18 protein-coding genes are annotated in these 18,393 nt (G+C 48.1%); 12 read left to right on the top strand and 6 right to left on the bottom strand.

The annotated features are described in order from the left end of the window. Positions 1-64: 64 nt before the first annotated feature. Both L0U89_RS07190 and L0U89_RS07185 read left to right on the top strand, forming a co-directional pair. Complete coding sequence (locus L0U89_RS07190; protein WP_234860906.1) at positions 65-601, top strand: TetR/AcrR family transcriptional regulator; 537 nt, start codon at positions 65-67, stop codon at positions 599-601. 84 nt (positions 602-685) lie between these two features. Then, entirely contained in the window at positions 686-1,108 is a 423-nt protein-coding gene (locus L0U89_RS07185) for a hypothetical protein (protein ID WP_234860905.1), read from the top strand. A 75-nt stretch (positions 1,109-1,183) separates the two neighbouring features. Here the strand turns inward: L0U89_RS07185 and L0U89_RS07180 are convergent, their stop codons facing one another. Further along, positions 1,184-2,293, bottom strand: coding sequence for a porin (locus L0U89_RS07180; RefSeq protein WP_234860904.1), 1,110 nt, complete (start codon positions 2,291-2,293; stop codon positions 1,184-1,186). Positions 2,294-2,601: 308 nt separating this feature from the next. Between L0U89_RS07180 and L0U89_RS07175 the strand changes: the two genes are divergently transcribed. From L0U89_RS07175 to L0U89_RS07145, 7 genes are all read left to right on the top strand, one after another. Then, positions 2,602-3,378, top strand: a complete 777-nt coding sequence (locus tag L0U89_RS07175; protein WP_234860903.1) for a glucose 1-dehydrogenase — start codon at positions 2,602-2,604, stop codon at positions 3,376-3,378. A gap of 24 nt (positions 3,379-3,402) precedes the next feature. Continuing rightward, the gene (locus L0U89_RS07170) at positions 3,403-4,200 is read left to right on the top strand and encodes an SDR family oxidoreductase (protein WP_008625181.1); all 798 of its coding nucleotides are present in this window, start codon (positions 3,403-3,405) and stop codon (positions 4,198-4,200) included. Positions 4,201-4,256: 56 nt separating this feature from the next. Then, positions 4,257-5,990 (top strand): alginate export family protein, encoded by a 1,734-nt coding sequence (locus L0U89_RS07165; protein WP_234860902.1) that lies wholly within the window; start codon positions 4,257-4,259, stop codon positions 5,988-5,990. Between the two features lie 20 nt (positions 5,991-6,010). Next, entirely contained in the window at positions 6,011-6,460 is a 450-nt protein-coding gene (locus L0U89_RS07160) for a hypothetical protein (RefSeq protein WP_234860901.1), read from the top strand. A 74-nt stretch (positions 6,461-6,534) separates the two neighbouring features. Then, a complete protein-coding gene (locus tag L0U89_RS07155) occupies positions 6,535-7,236 on the top strand; it encodes a hypothetical protein (protein WP_234860900.1) in 702 nt (233 codons plus the stop codon). Beyond that, positions 7,233-8,300 carry a PCMD domain-containing protein gene (locus tag L0U89_RS07150; RefSeq protein WP_234860899.1) on the top strand — a complete coding sequence of 356 codons (1,068 nt, stop codon included), beginning with the start codon at positions 7,233-7,235 and terminating at the stop codon, positions 8,298-8,300. The genes L0U89_RS07155 and L0U89_RS07150 overlap by 4 nt, the downstream gene beginning before the upstream one ends. Positions 8,301-8,359: 59 nt before the next feature. Further along, entirely contained in the window at positions 8,360-8,941 is a 582-nt protein-coding gene (locus L0U89_RS07145) for a DUF502 domain-containing protein (protein WP_234860898.1), read from the top strand. 9 nt (positions 8,942-8,950) lie between these two features. On the opposite strand, the gene L0U89_RS07140 is transcribed toward L0U89_RS07145, so the two are convergent. Continuing rightward, a complete protein-coding gene (locus L0U89_RS07140) occupies positions 8,951-9,598 on the bottom strand; it encodes a TetR/AcrR family transcriptional regulator (protein WP_234860897.1) in 648 nt (215 codons plus the stop codon). A 386-nt stretch (positions 9,599-9,984) separates the two neighbouring features. After that, complete coding sequence (locus L0U89_RS07135; protein WP_234860896.1) at positions 9,985-10,587, bottom strand: hypothetical protein; 603 nt, start codon at positions 10,585-10,587, stop codon at positions 9,985-9,987. 383 nt (positions 10,588-10,970) lie between these two features. Here L0U89_RS07135 and L0U89_RS07130 point away from each other — a divergent pair, with 383 nt between their 5' ends. Then, positions 10,971-12,230 carry a putative porin gene (locus tag L0U89_RS07130; RefSeq protein WP_234860895.1) on the top strand — a complete coding sequence of 420 codons (1,260 nt, stop codon included), beginning with the start codon at positions 10,971-10,973 and terminating at the stop codon, positions 12,228-12,230. Between the two features lie 27 nt (positions 12,231-12,257). On the opposite strand, the gene glsA is transcribed toward L0U89_RS07130, so the two are convergent. Further along, complete coding sequence (gene glsA / locus L0U89_RS07125) at positions 12,258-13,307, bottom strand: glutaminase A (RefSeq protein WP_234860894.1); 1,050 nt, start codon at positions 13,305-13,307, stop codon at positions 12,258-12,260. A gap of 940 nt (positions 13,308-14,247) precedes the next feature. Here glsA and L0U89_RS07120 point away from each other — a divergent pair. Both L0U89_RS07120 and L0U89_RS07115 read left to right on the top strand, forming a co-directional pair. Further along, the gene (locus tag L0U89_RS07120) at positions 14,248-14,667 is read left to right on the top strand and encodes a DsrE family protein (protein ID WP_234860893.1); all 420 of its coding nucleotides are present in this window, start codon (positions 14,248-14,250) and stop codon (positions 14,665-14,667) included. A 69-nt stretch (positions 14,668-14,736) separates the two neighbouring features. After that, positions 14,737-15,564: a ZIP family metal transporter gene (locus L0U89_RS07115; RefSeq protein WP_234860892.1), complete on the top strand. Its 828-nt coding sequence runs from the start codon at positions 14,737-14,739 to the stop codon at positions 15,562-15,564. A gap of 71 nt (positions 15,565-15,635) precedes the next feature. Here the strand turns inward: L0U89_RS07115 and L0U89_RS07110 are convergent, their stop codons facing one another. After that, positions 15,636-17,906, bottom strand: a complete 2,271-nt coding sequence (locus L0U89_RS07110; protein ID WP_234860891.1) for a TonB-dependent receptor domain-containing protein — start codon at positions 17,904-17,906, stop codon at positions 15,636-15,638. Between the two features lie 77 nt (positions 17,907-17,983). Continuing rightward, a complete protein-coding gene (locus tag L0U89_RS07105) occupies positions 17,984-18,391 on the bottom strand; it encodes a hypothetical protein (protein ID WP_234860890.1) in 408 nt (135 codons plus the stop codon). Between the last annotated feature and the right edge of the window lie 2 nt (positions 18,392-18,393).

Here is an 18,393-nt window from a genome sequence, read left to right as displayed (position 1 = left end):
CTTTTTCGAAAAACTGAACAAATGGATCTGGGTTGGATCCGTAAATTTGAAAAAACACCAAACTATGGCTCAATCGTCCCAAAAACAGAAATGGATAGCGATCGCCTATGAGCAGTTTGCATTGCAGGGCTGGAAAGGGATGAAGATCGATGGGCTTTCGCAATTGGTTGGCGTAAGCAAATCCTCATTCTATCACCATTTCGCGGATATGGAAATACTGATGGCGCTGCTTTTGGAACACCATCTCGTCCAAGCCAAAATCCTATCCCAAAAGGAATCCCTTGCCAAATCCATCGAGCCCGAACTCCTCAATATCCTATGCGAGCATCGGATCGATTTGCTTTTCAGTCGCCAACTGCGCATACACCGAGACAATGCCGTATTTGCGAATACGATTTCCAAAACCGACCAACTTGTGGGAGATGCCATCTTCCTGCTTTGGGTAAGGGAACTCAATCCGAAACTCGGAAAAAACCAACTCCAGAGTATTTTTGAACTTGCACTGGAAAACTTTTTCCTGCAGATGACCCCGGAAAACTTTTCGATGGCATGGCTGTCCAGTTATTTCGCCAACCTGAAAAAACTGTCCGCACAGTTTTAGACCAACTTATTGTACCGTTTAGTCTAAAGGATATGGATGTAGGGAGGTAATTTCGAAAAAAACCTCTTTAACCCATATTCCACCATGGCAAGTAAAAAAACGCACAAAGCTTGGTTGAAAATCACAGCCATTGCAATCGGCCTTTTTGGACCGGTATTCTTTTTTGGAACAATGCAAGCAACCTCCGAAGCTGCCCGCCTGACAATGGACCTACTTGGATGGCCCATAGACGGTGCCCAGGATTTCGAGGCTCCTACCACACGCTTTCTTTCAGCACTTACTGGAGGATTTCTGCTGGGCTGGGGAGCGACCGTTTGGTGTCTTTCTACCTGGGTATATGACAAAGCTCCTGAGGAAGTCAGAAAAACAGTGCTGGTTGGCATTCTATTTTGGTTTGTGTTGGACAGTGCAGGTTCGGTAGCTTCCGGGAATGCCGCCAACGTGTTTTTCAATACGCTAATCATGTTTGTTGCAATCGGTCCGATGTGGACTCCTGCCAAGGGCTAATGTCTAACAGGTTCAAGCCGAAAGGCCAAAAAGTCAATGGAAAAGTCGGGAGCTCGGACATGCGTCCTCCCGTTTTCAATCCGCCCATGTCTTATTGAATCTAGCTGCCAGCGAAACACCTACAAAAAAGTTGGTGCTCGTATTTCCATTTGGACTTTCGAAGATCCGATCTTGGCTATTCAGCCATCTTGCTTCCGTCCTTAGCATGATGGCGTCCGTTGGCAGGAAGTCCAAAGTTCCCGAGATTCCTAAGGTTTGGAAACCGTTTGCTGTTTCGGTCGGAATCATGATCCCTGTGCGGTCCTGATAAAATTCGGCCCTGATCGCCGTTCGCCAATGGGGTTGGATCTTATATTGGGCAATAACAACGGGACTAAACCATGGGTCAAGGCTACTACTGCCCTTCTGCGATTGCTGCAAGCCAAGGTCAAATCCGGCTGTAAGAGCTAGTTTCTCCGATAATTGAAACTTCCCGAAGATGTTATTGAAATACCTCATTCTACGTGTGCTATCGGGGTCGTTTGTACCAACGAAAGTACTCCAATTGAAAGTCATTCCCTCAGTCGGTGTAAAAGTCACTTGGCTCCCAAAGGAGGGAATGGAATTCCCGGGCAAGCGCTGAATTCGCTGCCAGCCATTTAGGATCAAGCCAGCCAGATACCACTTTTCATTTGGCTGATACCCCAACTTTGCACCGGCCATAAAGTATGGCGAATTTTCCGCCAAGATTGAGCGGGTCAAGGTAGGATTATCCATCGAAATGGCGCTTTCGAATCCAATATGGGAAGGCATGATTCCCATGTCCAGCCATAGGCTGTTATTGGCATTAAGGGATATACCTACATTGGCTTCCAATACCGCCTTGAGCAATCCTGGTTCATCGGCGTAGTTGTCATTGGGATAAGTCCCCGATTGGAGCGCAAGATTTGCCCGGTATTTGGCATTTGAAACATTCCATTGGATAAAGCCAAGGTTCAGGTTGAATTCATTGTGCCTGTTATGGTTGTAAAAGAAAGGTTGCCTTGAAGGACCATCAGGTCTTGCAAAATCATAGACGTAAAAAACGTCCAAAAATCCGGAAAACGTCAATTCAGGCTTTCCCGTCCAAGCATCCGCCTTTTGGGGCTTTGCCTCAAAAGAAAAAAAGAGAAGACATAAAAAGCCAAACCACCAAATCTGCTTCATCTGCTCAAGCTTTGGTTTCAATTTCAAAGTCCAATATAGGCAAACTTGAAGTGAATTTTTCGCGGTTCGTCTGAATAATCCCTACCGTTAGGTTCACCTTTTTTCATGACCAATTGGCAAACGCGTGCCCCACTTACAAGGTGTAACTTTTCAATTTAAGGCTTCGATTGTCCTTCCCTACTATGGGGCCTCAACCATATCAAAATATTTGGATAGGTAAAGATTCACTTTGATTAAAATAAAAAAATTATTTTTTTTAATATGTGAAAATAATAAATTCGCATCATGGAAAATCAACAGACAAGACCATGGAATTCAATCAATTTTTCTCATTAAAAGGCAAGGTTGCCATAGTCACCGGTGGCGGCAATGGCATTGGAAAAGCATGTGCATTGATCCTTGCGCAGGCTGGCGCATCGGTGGCTGTCAGCGATCTCAAACTCGCAGATGCGCAGGCCGTAGCGGATGAAATCGCCGCTTCGGGAGCTAAGGCCATTGCGGTCGAATGTAACGTCACGGAAGATAGCCATTTGGTGAATTTGGTCGACAGGACAGTCAAGGAGCTCGGGGGAGTCCATATCCTAGTCAACAATGCCGGTGGCGGCGGCGGTGGCCGTGAAAATCCCCGCAACATTACAGTGGATGACTTCGCTTGGCGCTTCAAGCTCAACGTCTATTCGGCATGGCGCCTTTCCCAACTCTGTGCGCCGCACATGAAGGATGGGAAATATGGATCCATCATCAATATCACATCTATGGCCAGCATCAATAAAAGCCCCAATATGAGCGCGTACGCATCCTCAAAAGCTGCGATGAACCACATGACCGCCAACCTTGCCATGGATTACGGTATCGACGGCATCAGAGTCAATGCCGTTGGCCCGGGCGCTACCAAAACAGCTGCGCTTGCCTCCGTTTTGACTCCCGAAATCGAGGCAAAAATGCTCACCCATACCCCCATCAAGCGACTTGGAGAAGTGGAAGACATCGCGGGTACCGTCCTGTATTTCGCCGCACCAGTTTCAGAATGGGTCAGCGGACAGGTCATTTTCGTCAATGGCGGCGGTATTCAAACCTTGGACTAAACTCAATCTATAAAACTTACCATCATGTCAGCTATCGAAAAATTGTTCTCCTTTGAGGGAAAGGTAATCATCATCACAGGCGCGGCTGGAGCGATAGGTAGTGCCGCAGGACATCTCTTCGCATCCTTGGGAGCAAACGTCGTCATCTCCGATCTCAATGAAGAGGGAGCAAAACAAGTCGCCGCAGCGATTGAAAAGGAATCCGGCAAAAAAACGCTTGGAATCAAAACCGACGCCACAAACGAGGCAGACCTTGAAAAACTCGTGAAGGCAACCTTGGACACCTTCGGCAAAATCTCAGGATTGATCAACAACGTCGGCTGGGGAGCCAATACACCGATTTGGGGCTCCGATACCGACAAAATGGTCAAATCCTACCTGCTCAACACGGTAGGTGCTTATAACCTCACCAAACTTTGCATGCCACACTTGGAAAAAGAACCAAATGCCTCCGTGGTTTTCTCAGGTTCTATGGTTGGGGTGACTCCCTCGCCAGAGTTTATTGAATACAGCACAGCCAAGGCTGGTTTGATGAATATGGTCAGGAGCATGGCCGTCGTCTCAGGTCCAAAAGTCCGTTTCAACACGGTACTCATTGGTTCTGTAGATAACGGAGACAGTACGCTCGCCGCTGGCTATACCCCCGAAATGCTCAAAGCACTTTCAGATATGTTTGTGATGAAGCGCAGGGGAGCGCCTATTGAAATCGCCTATGGGATGATGTTTTTGATGAGTGATGCCGCACAATGGATCACGGGAATCGATCTGCGGATTGACGGCGGTGGAACTTATAAGAGTAAGATGCCAACCAAAAAAGACTAAACAATCGAAACCGGTGGGAATGCTTGTGCATTCCCACAGTTTTTTGCTATTCGCTTATGAGAAACATTTACTGGATTTTTCTCCTATTGGTACTGCTGTTCTCAAAACGCCATGAAGGCGTAGCTCAAGTCAGTCAGATTTTTGGCGTAGAAGTGGTCCCCAATACGGTCGAGGGCTCTCCAATACGATCTGTGGTGATTTTGTTGGAAAAGGAGGGCAAGCAATACCTTGCTGACTCAGCGGAATTGCAGGCCCTCTATGACAATTTCAAACTGCAGCCGGGAGGCGTCTTTAGGGAAATGACGGCCGATTTAGCGGTCAGTGCCTTTCTCCGCCAGCCCCAAATCAAGTCAGCCAGTTACAAAGTCTACACACCCGAAATCTCCGGACCCGTCGTACTTGTCATTTCTGCTGTGTTTCTCGGTCCCGGCGAGATAAAGGAAACCCTCCCGTCCAAAAAAGAAACGCGGTTTCCGGTCCTTTTGGAAACAGACCGAAGCAAGCTTGCATTGATCCTCAACGGTGCTTTTGGTTTTTATCATGACCAAAATGCCTTCTTTTCAAAAGGCCCTGAATTTACCCAAGGAAATCCAGTCGCTGACAATGCCGCCGTACGGGGCCCAAGGTTTTGGGGAGAAACGTTTTTGGAGCCAGGTATCGGAGGCATCACCCAAATAGGGAAATCCAAAATATACCCATACGGAGCTGCCTCTTTCCTGATTTCGGCAAGAAATACAAACGACATTTATTCTGAAGGTACGGCAATCTACGGCGCGTTTGAACGCCTGTATGCAGGCGTTTTAATCCCACAGCTCGGAAAAAACAGGAATCTTTCAATTGACATCTCCGCGGGTCGGCAATTTTTCCAACTCAATGACGGCTTTCTTTTCTCGCGCTTTTCGGGCTCTGCCAATGCGGGTGAAAGGGGAAGCCTGTACTTGAATTCCCGGACAGCCTACCAAATGACCGCTTGGGGAAAGGTCCATTGGAAAAAGTTCAACTTCTCTGCCTTTTTCCTGGAACCGCAGGAATTGTTTAAAGATAGGCAAACCAACACGCGCTTTCTCGGAGGAGGTGTCCTTTTCAACGACAATAAACACCTCGACCTCGGACTGCACCACATTTCCATTCAGTCCTCCAAGTCCTCATATGCGACACCAAACGGAAGAATCCCCTTGGAGGGCCTGCAAACCCTCAATCCAAAGGTGTGGATCAATAATATCGCGGGCAAAGGGATATTCATTAAATCAGAATTCGCTTACCAATGGCACTCCAATGCCGACATGGTTTCCAATGCTTGGTATCTCGGCGGAGGTTTGCTCAAAAAAGCCTGGAAGTTCAGCCCTTCTTTCTATTACAGATATGCGTTCATGAAGGGAGATGACCCAAGTACCTCAAGGTTTGAAAGATTCGACGCACTTCAAACCGGTGGCCTCGGCAACTGGGTACAGGGGATCAATTTCCGGAAGATCATAGGCGACGGCAACCTGATAACCCACCGGGTCGAGGTCAAAGGATACCTGAAAAAGAACATGGACCTGAGTTTCGACTACTTTTTCCTCAAGGCGGATTCGTTCAGCAATCTTGGCTCACTCGCTCCGATCGCGAACCTGACCGAAAAAAATTACGGCCATGAGTTTACCACGACCTACCGCTACTTCCTGAAGGGAAACTTCCTATTCCTAGGCCTATTTTCCTGGGCAAGCCCCGGCCCTGCTATCAAGAGCAGTTTTGAATCCGAGGTCTACGATTGGCTGAGCTTCCAGGCATCCTTCTTCATGTTTTACTAATCTCAACTACAATAGATCCCATGACACTCAACGAAATCAAAAAAGGAGCCGCCATCAACGGCGTCGTCAATGCAGTCATCAACGGCATCATCAATTGGTTTATTCTGGACAAAAGCCATCCAACAATGCTGCTAACACAAGACCAAATATCTTCTTCAAGCCATACCGTTTTTTCAGGCGCTGTACCATTGGCCATTTCCTTGGCATTTATCCTGACATCCATCGCGTTTTTCCAAACGAAAGTCGAAAACAAGCCCTCCTATTTCCCTACATTCTTTGTAAAGGCACTGAAGCACAGTGTGTATGCATTCGGACTGGTCGTCATTTTTGCGATTTTGCTCCAGCGAATTGCGGGTGAGGTGGAAGTCAGTCTGCCCATTGCAGCCGTTATCGCGGGGATTGTTGCGGGAATTGTCGCTGCGATCGTTGACTTCGAGACCAAGAAATCGCTTTTCGAAAACAAGAAATAATCCAGTCTCTCCCAAGTATTTGCATCACAGAAAAGGGAGTCTTCTCAATCTTTCCGAAAAATATGAACATGCTGATGAGGACATTGTGGCTCTGCCTGCTGGTATGCGCAGCCCATCCCCTATTTTCCCAACAATCAAAATCCGAGTCTGCCGGGGTGCCTATCACCAAAGGTACCTGGTTCAGTAGCTTGAGTCTCTCTGCCTCCCAAAAACGGGCTGAAAACGACCGACAGCTATTCGCTACCTATCTCAATGATGACCGTCGCTCGTTCTCAATACGGCTCGACCCCGGCTATGCGATCAAGGACAACCTCGGTATAGGACTTGGCCTTTTGTACGGAAGCACCAAAGATATCAGCACCCAACAAGCAAGCGATGGCACCATCTCTGACGTCAGGCTTGCCGAGCGACAAATGGCCTTCCGTCCCTACATTAAGAATTTTATTCCTTTGGGGACAAGCAACAGGTTTTACATCATCGTCCCTACCGAAATCCAAATCGGATATGGCAGTCAGGTAAAAGAAGTAACCACCAACCAAATCCTCACGCGCACATTTTCCAGTTCGGTCTATTATGGACTGGAAATGCGCCCAGGGATGCTGGTATTTGTGCAGCGCAACTTCGGCTTTGAGGTCAATGTCGGTGCCTTTGGACTCAGCAACTCCGTCACACGGGGAACCGCCACCAACCTGCCCGACTCCAAAGTGGTCTCCAATGACCTTAGCCTGAAGATCAACCTGTTTGAATTGTCCCTCGGATTCTCAGTATATCTATGAAAACGACCAAACAACTCTTTTCCTTTGGACTTGTCCTTGGCATGATGCTGCTGACGTTTTCCTGCTTGGATGAGCATCATTTTGGCAAATCCTCTTTGAAGCAAATCCTGTACTTTACGGTACCTGGACAAGTTGGCAATACCCAAATCCAAAACGACAGCCTACAAATCAGAATTACTGTGGGCGCTAAGGTGGATGTTTCGAGGTTATTTGCGGATTCGATCAGCCTCAGTTCCTATGCCAGCATCGCCCCTGGCAAAGGGGATTTGGTGGATTTCAGACAACCGGTGTTTTACCAAGTCACCGCCGAAGACGGTTCGATGGTCAACTACCGCATCATCATCCAAAAAGAAACAGAAACACCCCAACTCGAAAACTCCGGGTTTGACGATTGGCATACCCCAACAGGAAAAAACTACCTCGAGCCCGGAAAGGACGTAAATACCATTTGGGCATCGGGCAATGCCGGGGTTGTGACCCTTGGTGCCGCGAATGTCGAAAAAACGGAAATTAGTACAGGCGATTTTGGGGCAAAGCTTACCACCCGTGATTTGGGTCCTTTGGCTCAATTACTCAAACAAGGCATGGCAGCAGGATCGATGTTTACCGGCGATTTTGTCTTGGACATTGCCAATCCTTTGAACTCCGCCAAGTTTGGAACCCCATTCACCGCGCGTCCAAAAAGCTTTACAATCAGCTATACGTATTCTCCTGGAGCAGTTTACAAAAACGGATCAGGACAGGTTTTGCCCAAAAAAGACCAAGCAGACATCTACCTTTTGCTTGAAAACAGGGAAGGAAACATTGTCCGCCGCGTCGCTACCGCATGGTTTAGAAGCGGAGATACCGTTAGCGAACCCAAGGAAATCACGATCCCTTTGACTTATGGCACACTGCCTTCCGGTTCTCCTGCCCACTGGTTTCCGGCCAATGGGCTTTTCGCAGATGCCAATGTTGAGGTAACCCATCTCAGTTTTGTTTTAGCATCCAGCGCAGAGGGGGCAAACTTTGAAGGTGGTGTCAACAGCACCCTGATTGTCAACAACCTGCGCTTGAATTATTGAGGATAATTCGATGGCTTGTACCTAATTAGCAGTAAACAAAGCGTTCCTTCTGGATTTCCATGATTTTCAAAAAACCCATTAAAGACTTCATCGTCACATTCTGGACCGGCCTGTCTTTCCTGTTGCCATTTGCAGCCATCGGATACATATTTTGGAAAATCATCGAATTCATACTGTCCAGCATGCTGCCCGCACTGGAGGAAATGGGCAAAAACATCGGCGTCGAGGAATACCCAAAAGGGTCTGGACTGTCCGTCATCATCCTCTTTGTCTTCCTGATTGGTTTTTTGTTGAGGCGACGGGCCTTCCGCAGGTACCTCGTCAATTTTGAATCCAAGCTGTTGTTCTATGTGCCTGGATTCAAGTTTTACAAGGCATTGGTGAATCTGGGAGAAGATTCCGAGGATAAGGTCCTCAAGCCCTGTTTGCTCAAAGACGAAGGAATCAGAAAGGTTTGTTTCTTGGTGGAAAGCAACGAAGAATGGGCTACTTTGATGATCCCGGAAGCCCCATCCTTTACGACAGGCGAGATCGTCATCGTGCCGCTTCATAAAATCACGATGCTGCACATGTCCAATTTTGAGGTGACGGGGATGATTCGCAACTATGGGGAAGGGATCCTGAGAAAAATCGAACGATGATCAGCAAGCTTACTTGTATTCGATCGAATCGAATTGCATCCTACCCTTTTCTGTAAGGTAATCTTCAAACGCTCTGAAAATGCCCTTCAGGTAGATGGGTTTTATGGATTTGAAGCTCTTCTTTGCGTCATACAAAGAATAGGAGATCATCCAAGTAGTGAACAGATTTACATACTGAAACCTAAAAACAGCAAACTCCTCCGGTTTAAGGATACTTTCATCTAACAGGCCTAGACTCACCAAAGTATTGGCTAACCGCTCCAAGCGCGCCTGACGGTTGAGCCAAGTTTTGAGCAATTGCTCCAACATCACGGATTGGGATTGATGCATCACGGAGAAAAAAAGGATCACCGAGCGATGCTTATACTGCACGTCCATTACTTTTGAAAACAGCGCCGCCAATTTCCCAAAGGTAAGGTCAGGTCCATACTGATGTGCGGCAGTCACCTCAGCCATCTCGGCCTCATATTGTTCGGAGAGACCCACAAACAAATGCTCTTTGGTAGGAAAATGGTTGGTGATGCGTCCGGACGTCATCCCTATTTTCCGCGAAAACTCATTGATCGTCAAAAAAATCCCTTCCTCATTGAACACCTCCCTCGCCTTATCCAAGATCAATTCACGGGTTTTGATGCCTTTGGTGAGTTTTTTTTCCATTTATAGTGATACAGCGGATTAATGGGCAAATTAATTACAAATTCGCAACCGAAAACCAAAATATCAACAAAATCACCTCGGTCGTATCAAGTAAAATCGGATAGTTAAGTATTGATTTCGCCTATCCTCCTCCCCATCTGTGTGAAATTTGGCGTAGGCGCAAGCTGTATCCCAATGGCTAACGTGGATGGTATTGAAAGAAGGGCTGAATCTCAAATATTATCCAATCCACTACCTAAAGTCTATACTTAGCCGAAGGAGGAGAGCAAAGGTTTTTTCGTTTTTTAAAGTATCTCCCTCAAGCAAAATTAACTCCAATTGGCAAGGGAAAACTTTTCTGTTTCCCAAAAAGCTTCTCCAAATAGGTGTGCTGTGATTGGTTATTTTCAAGGGAAAATTCCCAACTTAAGGGCAATCTGCCCGGAAAATCCCGAAATGTCTGCGCTTTCAATACTTCGATAGGCAAAATCGCCCGCAAACCTGTAACCCGCCCCGGCGAGCAAGCGGATATTTTTCGTGAGATTCAGCTCCAACAGCGCGGATGGTTCCACCAGGAGGAAATTGGCCTCGCCAAATTGGGTAGAGGACGGGCCCTCCCTGTCCAACTCCAACTCTGCGCCTCCTATCAAGAGCGGGAAGGTGAAGTGGACCTTTTTGTGCGCCCGCCAAGTGTACTCTACATACCCCCCAACCCATCTGAAATCCATGTAGGTGTTAGGATCGGTTTCAGATTCAGGCACAAAATCATTCAAGGACAAGTTATAAAATCCACCGATACCGATCTTGTCGCTGAACACCGCGCCGGCACGACTCATCCCGACCAATACACTGGCACCATCAAAGGAGGCGCCGGCAACTCCTGCTGTAACGGCAAATCCGACATTTTTGAAGGAATTTTGACCGAGTAGGGTCTCACGTGGTTGTGACTCCTGAGCGGAGAGAATGCCTGTCGATAGCAGCACGATCAAAATCAATATCCGTAGTTTCATCCAGCTTTAGTTTGGTAAAGGCCTTTGTTCAAAGTTTGATACACTTTATGGCACAATCACGGAAAGGAATCGTACAGGTTCGGATTTTATAAAGAAATCTTTAATTAAAAAAGATTATACATTTATTCACTTTTGTTTATTGTTGAAATGGATCAACAACATTGGGCCGGCTCCACAAAACAGCCGCAGCAAGTCAATTCTCACCATTTAGGGCGCGGACGGTAACCTCATTAAGGAGAAAAGCATCCGAAAAGAAAAAACCAAGCTCATGAAGCCGAAGGTGTCGAATCGGTTTTGATTTCGCCTCCGTTCCTCCTAAATTTAGGTATACTGACGAGTTCGAACATTTTTTCCATATGCCACACTAACCAAACTTTGCGACCATGAAGACACCTCAGATTCTCCTGGTTTTGACAGTAATCTTCCAACTGTTTCTTGTCCAAAAAGTAAGCTCCCAATCCGAAGCGGACCGTTATCCGCAGCGCTTTAGGTACCGATACACGCCGCCGGGGGCATTTCAGGATACAACCAAAACGGCGGGCTTTGACCCATCGCTCTACCATCCCTTTTTTATCAAAAGCAAGGACGGACAATATACCCTCCACATTTCTGCCTACGCCCAGGTACGCTACAACATGGCCTTGCTGCACAACACACCGGATGATGTGAGCGGAATTGCCACGGGCTATAACCTCGGTCGCTTCAGGACATTTTTGGAAGGAAACTTGACCGATAGGTTTTACTACCACCTGCGTACCAATGTCAACCCATCGGGAAAATTTGAGTTGATTGCGGCCTATATCCAATACAATCTGAACGACAAAAACTGGTTCCGCTTTGGGCGGCAGTTTATGGCACTCAGCTTGGAGGATTGGATGTATCCCCTGGATTTGGCGGCGATAGAATTCAGCGCAATGGATTTTGAGTTTGCCATCTGGAGTTCATTTGGCCTACAATGGCGGCACATCTTCAGCGAAAAATTCAGAAGTTACATGTCAGTCGGCAATGGTTCGTATGGTGGCAGACAGGAATTCCCGGCACCGGCGGCTTCTGACGTGGCCCTGATTGCAAGAGGAGAATGGAATATCCTGGGTGGGTCTTGGGGTAGATGGGATGATATGGTCGGTCGCAAAAACAAATTCGATTACGGCATGCTCTTGGGATTCTCGGTCGGAAACCAAACCCGGTTTGACAAGGAAGTCATCCAAACCGAACCAAACGGAGGAACCCAGGTAAACATTGACTTCAGCACACAAGGGCAAAGAATACACTTTTTCAGTGCCTACAATAGGACTTGGACACGCTTCGAACCGGGAGTTGGGCAGGAATATTATCGGGAAGGCTTCTACTCTACCTTGGGCTATTGGCTGGACAACCAACTGTTTACCTATGCGCGGTTTGATTTTGTGGGTAAGGGAAACCAGCCCTCAGCGACACCGCTAAAGAACTATGCCGCGCCCGGGGCCGGCATCAGCTACTATCCTTTCTTCTTCAACAACAAGGTGCGCTTCACGCTCGAGTTCAACCACCTGACCAATCCGATCGATCAAACGACGGTATCACCGGATGGGCAATTGGGATTTGTTCCGAGCAATTATGGCGCGCAATCGTCGATTCGCTTTCAGGCCCAATTTGGTTTCTAGATTCACGGATCATTCGAATCGGAAAGCCTACTTTTTACCTGTTTTGGGAACGGTGTAGAATGGATTGGCTCCGAGTTCGGCCACGATATACTTGATGGCCTGTTGTGCGCGTACCGAGTTGCCGGCGACGTCCAAGCGCGGGGAAATCACTGCAATGCCAAATTGTCCCGGGAAAAAGGCAATGATACCTCCACCCACGCCGCTTTTGCCTGGCAGGCCGATATTGTAGATCCATTGCCCCGAATCATCATACAAACCGGCAGTGGCCATGACGGGAGTGATATGGGCGACCGTTTGGTAAGAAACAACCGTCCTGCTCGTAATGGGATTGGTGCCGCCGTTGGCCAAAGTCGCTGCCATCACGGCAAGATCCTTCACGTTGACCGAGACAGCGCATTGTTTGGTGTACAGGTCTGTGGTCTGGATCGGATCCCAATACATCCTGCCATAAGCGTTGAGAAGCATGGCAATCGCCTGGTTGCGCTGATTTGTTGCCGCTTCGCTCTCGTAGACCACCTGGTTGATATCCAATGTCCGGGCGGCAAAATCGTCATAAGTTCCCTTGATAAGGCTCCATTTTTCATCATAGGTATTGCCCCTGACCAAGCTCGTGGTCGCGATAGCACCTGGATTGACGAAGGAGTTGATCTTCTGGCCCTTGTGCATTTCGATCGCGATGATCGAGTTGAACACCATACCGGTGGCATCCACACCGACCTTGTCCTGAATGATTTGCGGCCCAAAATCCTCGATCACCCTTGCCATGGTAAATACCTTGGAAATCGACTGGATGGAAACCTCGGTATTGACATCGCCCGCCGTGAGGATTTTACCATCTACGGTCACGATAGCAAGTCCAAACAACTCCGGATCGACTTCTGCCAAGACCGGGATATAGTCGGCGTTGGCGCCTTCCTTGAGGTCTTTGAACTTGTTATAGGCGTTGTTCAGGGCCTTTTGGAATTCCTGCTCGGTCCAAGATCTTCTCTGTGCAAATCCTTGGCTTACCGAAAAAACAAAAACCAGGACGATGAATGTCCATTTAGGCAAATTGAAGGAATAGTGTGGTCTTTTCATGGCGAGTTGTAGGTTATGAATGTGAAAAATCAGTTTGAAAATGGTTATTGCCGCTGCAAGGCTTGGCTGGCTTGATTGCTAAATCTACCAAAAAAAGACAGGCGAAGAAAGTACCAAAAGGATCTTTTCGTTTACTCTCGCCGACAAACCGGACCTAGAAGCTATTAATCTCTTGGCAAAGAAAACAGCCAAATAGGCACTTCCAAGGGTACCGCTGTTCCTTTTTTACCGACTCGTGTCGGCTCTGGGGTGACTCATGTTGGCTCTTTGCTGACTCATTTCGGTTCCGAGGCGTCTCGTGTCGGCTTTTTACATACTCCTGTCGGCTCTGAGGTGACTCGTGTTGGCTTTTTTCTGACACGTGTCGTCTCCAAGGTGACTCGTGTTGGCTCTTTACCTACTCCTGTCGGTTCTGGGGCGACTCGGGTCGGCTATTTACCGACTAATGTTGATCGGTCTCATTAATTGGCTCAGGACCAAATTGGAGATCGAAGACCTTGTATCTAACACCGCGAAAACCTAAAAAAATGGATGAATCCATTTAGTGTTCTCATTCATAGCCCAAGTTTTTAACTGTGGGCTATGGGGGCTATTTCGCATCTATACCCAAAAACCATTTCAATGGTTTCCCAAAAGGCGCTTGCAAAAAGCTAACGCCTCATTCCGGGTTTTTAAATCTGGCATTTACAGAAAGGCAATGACATCTGTGGTCCGTCATGCTGAACCGTAGCTTGCGGAGGGAAGCATCCCCATACATTAAGGAGACCCTTCGTTCCTCAGGGTGACGGTTCACCAATCTGTCATTGGTAGACCCGTTAAGTTTCGAAACCTGACAGATCTAAATATTTATTCCCTGGTCCGCCCTTTCTATTTATGTTGAATTTGCGATACCTTTCTCAGGGTTCAAGTCAATTCCCTATCTTTCATTCAAATATCCGATATGAAAAGATCCCTCCTTCTCCTCGTGTTGCTATTTGCCGGTTGGTCTGCGATGGCACAGATTGTCTCCTCCGGCAACCATCAAATCATCTTCCAACTGACCAATGGGCAGGCTGCCACGCACGAGAAGTTTCTCCGCCAACTCAACAATATCCTCGAGGCCGCGCCAAATGCACAAATCGAAGTCGTGACACATGGCATGGGTGTGGATTTGCTGCTGAAGGACAATAATGCCTTCCAATCGGCCTTGGAAGATTTGAGCAAAAGGGGAGTGGTGTTTGTCGTTTGTGAAAATACCCTCAAGCAGCGCAACCTGACCAAGGACATCTTTCTTCCGCTGGCCGGATTCGTGCCATCCGCGATCTTGGAGTTGGTCATCAAGCAGGAACAAGGCTGGATTTACATCAAGGCTGGGGACTGATTTTTTAGATACCGCCGATTTTTCTACCTTCGGGCAAAAGGCTTTTTCAAATCCATTCCTTCAAGTGCAATGATAGAGACATTGGAAAATTTGGCTGTCGAACTGGGTCCCGTCAAAGCGGCTCTATTTGCTACCATTTTCACATGGCTGATGACCGCAGTGGGTGCGTCGGTGGTGCTCTTTTTCAAGACGATCAACCGTGCGGTTTTTGACACGATGCTGGGTTTCACGGGAGGGGTAATGATCGCCGCGAGCTTTTGGTCCCTGCTGAATCCCAGTCTCCAATACGCCGAACAGATATACGGTGGCATGCCTTGGTTGCCTGTGGCATTTGGCTTCCTGCTGGGCGGATTGTTCATATTCTCGCTGGACAAGTTTCTCCCGCACCTCCACATCAATTTCGGCAAAAACGAGACCGAGGGCCTACCGACCAATTGGCATAAATCAACGTTGCTATTGCTGGCCATTACCCTGCACAACATTCCCGAGGGTTTGGCTATAGGAATTCTTTTTGGTGCCGCCGCGGAGCATTTGGACGGTACCACGGTATCGGCGGCCATCGCCCTTGCGATCGGTATCGGTATCCAAAACATTCCAGAAGGAATGGCCGTATCGATGCCGCTTCGGCGCCTGGGCGTAAGCCGGGTAAAGAGCTTTTGGTACGGGCAGCTTTCCGCAATAGTCGAGCCCATGGCCGGTGTACTTGGTGCGGTGGCGGTGATTTACATGCAAAATATCCTCCCTTTTGCGCTCTCGTTTGCAGCGGGGGCGATGATATTCGTCGTGGTGGAAGAAGTTATACCCGAAACCCAAAGGGACAAATACACCGACTTGGCCGTACTCGGGTTTATGCTGGGCTTTACGATCATGATGATCTTGGATGTGGCTTTGGGATAGGTCCCGAGATGATAATCGAACAAAAAGAAAATCCGGTCATGATCTGGCCGGATTTTCTTTTTCGCCTATGGTCAGGGCAAAGTCAATCGCAACATCACGTAGAAGTTGCGCCCTGGCGCGTATAGGGGAACCCGATTGGTTCCGATGGGGCGATTGAGGTGCTCGTAGTAAGCCTGGTCAAATAGATTCTGTACCCCGAGCTTCATTCCGATATTTGCTGTAAAGTTGTAGCTGGCATCCACATCAAAGAGCGTGAATTTGGGGGTTGACTTTTCGCCAAAACTCTCGGAAACGCGATCCTGCCCCATCACATGCCTTAGTCGCACGGCAGCTTGCAGTTTTCCGTCAAAGTAATTACCCAAGAGTGCATACCGCAAGTCCAAGGGTGCGATTTCCGGCAGGGCTTCTGAGAGAACCAAATTTTGACCATAAGTATATGCCACCATCATCTGCTGACTCAAACCCCAAGCGAGGTTTTGTCTGAAGGACAGTTCGAAACCTGTTTTCAGCGCCTGATCCACATTGACAAATTGCCGGACGCCGGGACTTGTGGCAATCCTGGGTTTCAGGTCGGTCTTTACCGCAGTGATGTAATCTGTGAGGTAGGCAGCAAAGAAATTGACTTCGGCCTCAATGCTTTTGCTGTGAAAGCCCAAAATCAAATCCGCTTGATTGTTGGTCTCTGGCAGGAGAGTAGGATTCCCTACCATTTCATGGGGATCCACACCAACGGGGAAATAATTGATGAAACGCTCGGTCAAGCTGCCGCTTCTCTTGGCCCTTGCCAACCAAATACCGCCATGAAAATGATTGCCCAAGTCACGCTGCAGGCCGACCGATAGTCCGGGATTCAATTGCATGATCTCGGCGTCTTGATTGACTTGGGTGAATTCCACCGCAACGTCATGGGCTTGCGCTTTATTGGCATCGAGTCGGCCCGCCAAGCTCAAGGTAGATATCCCGATTGGAAGTTGGTAGCTGGCAAAAATTCCCAATTTGTCGATCCTTGAATCCTGCCATGCATTGTCGTACATGGTTTTACCCATATTGGGCCCCATCAAAAACTCCCGGGCTCTCTGTCCTTGAGCGGCTTCGTGCCGGAAATCGCCTCCCCCATAGAGTTTCCCCTTACCAAGCAACCAGAAACCTTCAGTCCGGGCACCGATATTCTGGGTATTGGCTGCTGTGCTCGCATTCATCATGCGGGGATTGAGCTCGCGGCTGAAATTGTCCATAAAATGGTCCACCAAAGTGAAATAGCCCGAGGTGGTCCATGTTTGGAGCGGCCTTCCGCTAAAAAATCGGGTATGGCGGACATTGCCCATCCAAGTATCGTCAGACCTCAAATCCATGGCCAAGGACGGAAAATCCACATCGCGTGCAAAGTTGCGGTTCACGTTTACTTGGATGAGATTGCTGGCGTTCAATTTGAAGTCACTGTACAATCCAATCGTTCCTCTTCGGAATTCGGCAGGTACGACTGCCCCGTTGCCATCCAAATAATCCGATCCTTGGGACCAAGAGCCGAGGATTCCGATGTCATGGTTTTGTCCCGAAAAACCAACCCTGCCCTCATTTCTGAAAACCTGTCCATTGGACTCGTACATCGAAGAGAGTCTTCCGTAGGCCCCTGGTGAGGGATTGAAATTGGGCGATTCCTGGATGAAATTGATGGTACCACCCAATCCAATTCCATAACGTAAAGCATGTGGACCTTTGAGGATTTCAATTTGCTTGATCCGATTGAGTGCAATTTGCGAGGTCGGCGGATCCATCCTGTTTGGGCAAGCGGCGTTGGCGGATTGAAGTCCATCGACGACGACATTGAGTTGCTCGTACTTAAAGCCCCTCATCACCGGATCGAAGCCAAATGCGCCGCTTTTTCGGATAGAAGCAACAGCTGGATTGAGGTTCAAAATCGCCCCCGCATCGTGGTGGAGTCGCTCTTGGTCGGAGATTTGGATTTTGTCGTCTTTTTCGCTGGTCATTTTCAGGGAAATAACCGAAACAGGTTGCAGATTGATGACTTGTTCTGTGCGGGAAACACTTCCTCGCTCCAAGGCAAGTATGAGTTCCTCTGGCGTCAGGAGCCATTTCCCGTAGAGAACATGGCTGAGTTGTAGCCTGGCATTTTCAACCAAAACAAATGAAATCAGGCCGTTTTCATCGGAAACGCCTTGTTGGCTGTCGTGATGAAAGGTAGCGGCAATGATCGGCTGACCGGATTTTTGGTCTAGCAGACGAAGCAGTCGGGTTGTTTGGGAAAAGGATGGCAAATTGAAAATGCACAGAAGCAGCACCACCAAAAGTAGGCGGAGGGGAAAATGTATTTGCGGTTTCATGATTTTGGAATTTGAGATGATCGGAAAGGACAAGGTGGTCCAGCCAATGTGTTAATTGGGTGAAATGAGGGTTCTCATCAGGGCAAGGCCTGAGTTAACCAAACCAAAAATCTGGAAAAGCTGGGGGGATGGAAAAAGTCGAATGCTTCCAACAATTCGTTTTCATCATCATCCCAAACCCCATATACAGGATGAATTTCTTTCCAGATGACCTGAGGTGCCGTACAATGGCTGGGTAGAACATATATCTGTGCCTCCTCTTGGGTCAGTTGTTGTTTCTTTTCCTCGTGGTCTTGTGCCTCGACCAATCTCCTCTCGAGTTCGCATTTACCTTCACAAGCGAGCTCGGGTTTTTCCTTGTTGATGCAAAAAAGCGCCGCTATTTCTTCCTGATTGAGGAGAAAATCCGCCTGAATCAGCGAATACCCGAGACCATTCAGGAGAATGAGGGCAGCAAGGGCGATATGGAAGATGCTTCTCAGCATGG

It is taken from the genome of Mariniradius sediminis, assembly GCF_021491425.1.
GTDB classification, from domain to species: Bacteria; Bacteroidota; Bacteroidia; order Cytophagales; family Cyclobacteriaceae; genus Mariniradius; species Mariniradius saccharolyticus.
This window is presented reverse-complemented; position numbering and strand designations above follow the sequence as displayed.